Source organism: Kitasatospora sp. NPDC091257 (assembly GCF_044757675.1).
In the GTDB taxonomy this organism is placed as follows: Bacteria; Actinomycetota; Actinomycetes; order Streptomycetales; family Streptomycetaceae; genus Kitasatospora; species Kitasatospora lactacystinica.
On sequence record NZ_JBIVVI010001589.1, the window covers coordinates 1 to 1,677 of the forward strand.

Consider the following 1,677-nt stretch of genomic DNA (forward strand, 5'->3'; position numbering starts at 1 on the left):
CCTCCCGGGTCAGCCGGAGAGCTTGGCGGCCAGGCCGTGCGGGACGGCGTCGGCGGGGGCGAAGCGGTCGCCGCTGCCGACCTCGGCCTGGGCGGCGCGCCCGGCCTCGCTGGCGTTGCCGGTCATGGTGACCGTGACGCCCTCGCGTTCGAGGGCCGGGATCCGGTCGGCCGGGACGTAGACGTCGATGCCGATGCGGCCGTCCTCCTCGACGTGCGGGCGTCCGCCGACGTCGGGGCGGGTGTCGCGCAGCAGCGCGCGCAGGGTCTCCGGGTCCTTGGCGGTGACGCGGAGGCGCAGGATGTCATCAGGGGGTGACGTGTGGGGTGCGGAGGACATGGGGACTTCTTCCGGGCGCCGTCAGCGGGCTGCCGCGGTGGTGCCGGGCGGCGCGGCGGCGCCGATAGGAGCGGATATGTCCGACGTGTACCTCGTATCCTCAGGATCCGCCGTCACGGTAGAAGTCGTCAAGGGGCGGCTCGGGCACCCCGTCGAGCAGGCTGTCCAGGCCGCTCAGCATCTCGGCCTCGTGGTCGAAGTCGGCGAACCGGGGCACCAGGGCGCGCAGCCTGGGGTAGTCGGCGGCGGGCAGCCGGTGCAGGCCGAGCCGCAGGGCCGGGTCCGGCTCGCTCGGATTGTCGACCACCTGGCGCTTGTCCACCAGCAGGCAGCCGAGGTTCCAGGCGACGAAGGTGCGGTAGACGGTCAGCGCGCCGGCGTCGTCGAAGCCGGCCCGGCCGAGCACGGCCAGGATGTGCTCGGTGAGGTCCAGTACCGAGACCGGGCGGCGGGCCACCGGGACGGCCAGCGGGCGGGTCGCGACCAGCGGCAGGATCTCGGGGTGGGCATGCGCGGTGGCGGCGAACGCCCGGGCGATCCGGCGCAGTTCGGCGCGCCAGCCGTCCGGGTGGGAACCGCCGGTGGAGTCGGCCCGCAGCCGGGCGTTGATCTCGTCGAAGTAGGCCTCGACCAGGCCGTCGATCAGGGCCTCCTTGCCCGGGGTGTAGCGGTACAGGGCCATCGACTCCACGCCGAGCTCGGCCGCGAGCCTGCGCATGGTCAGCGCGCCCAGGCCCTCGCGGTCGACCAGGGCCACGGCGGCGCCCAGCACCAGCGGGCGGCTCAGCCGGCCCCGCTTCTCGGGGGCGTCCTGCTCGGCCATCTCCGCACTCCTCCGGGTCGGTGGCAGCGTTCCCGGTCGCGCCCGGGCCGTTCGGACGGTTCGGCGGACCGGCCGTGGCGCGGGGCCCGCTGCCTGGGCTGGGGTTCGGCGTTTTCGGTGGATGTCACTCAGCGGATACAGAACCAGGATACAAGGTAGGAATCGGGCGTAAACGGGTCGACGGGATTTGCCGGTCGATTCGCCGATCCCGCTGGTCAGCCGACCGGCGGTGGAGCGACGGGGACGGCGGGCACGGCGACCGGGGCGGCGGGGTCGGTTGCGGAGGGTGGCCGACGCGGCGGCGGCGGACGCGGCGGTGGCGGACCGGCCCCGCGGAGTTCGGTGAGTGGCGGTGACCAGGCATGGGGCGGGGCATCGGGCGGCGGCTCGGTGACCAGGGCGGCCGAGCCGGGTGCGGTGCGTCGTCGGGAGGTGGGTGGCGGTCGGTGGGGGCGTGGTGCCGGGAGCCGGCTGCACGAGGCGGGCTGGCGTCCGGCGCACACCAACGAGCAGGT

The 1,677-nt window shown here is 75.0% G+C and carries 2 protein-coding genes; both read right to left on the bottom strand.

The annotated features are described in order from the left end of the window. Positions 1-9: 9 nt before the first annotated feature. Positions 10-339 carry a hypothetical protein gene (locus tag ACIQOV_RS40545; protein ID WP_401056033.1) on the bottom strand — a complete coding sequence of 110 codons (330 nt, stop codon included), beginning with the start codon at positions 337-339 and terminating at the stop codon, positions 10-12. A 100-nt stretch (positions 340-439) separates the two neighbouring features. Further along, on the bottom strand, positions 440-1,162 hold the full coding sequence (locus ACIQOV_RS40550) for a TetR/AcrR family transcriptional regulator (RefSeq protein WP_401056035.1): 723 nt from the start codon (positions 1,160-1,162) through the stop codon (positions 440-442). Positions 1,163-1,677: the final 515 nt, after the last annotated feature.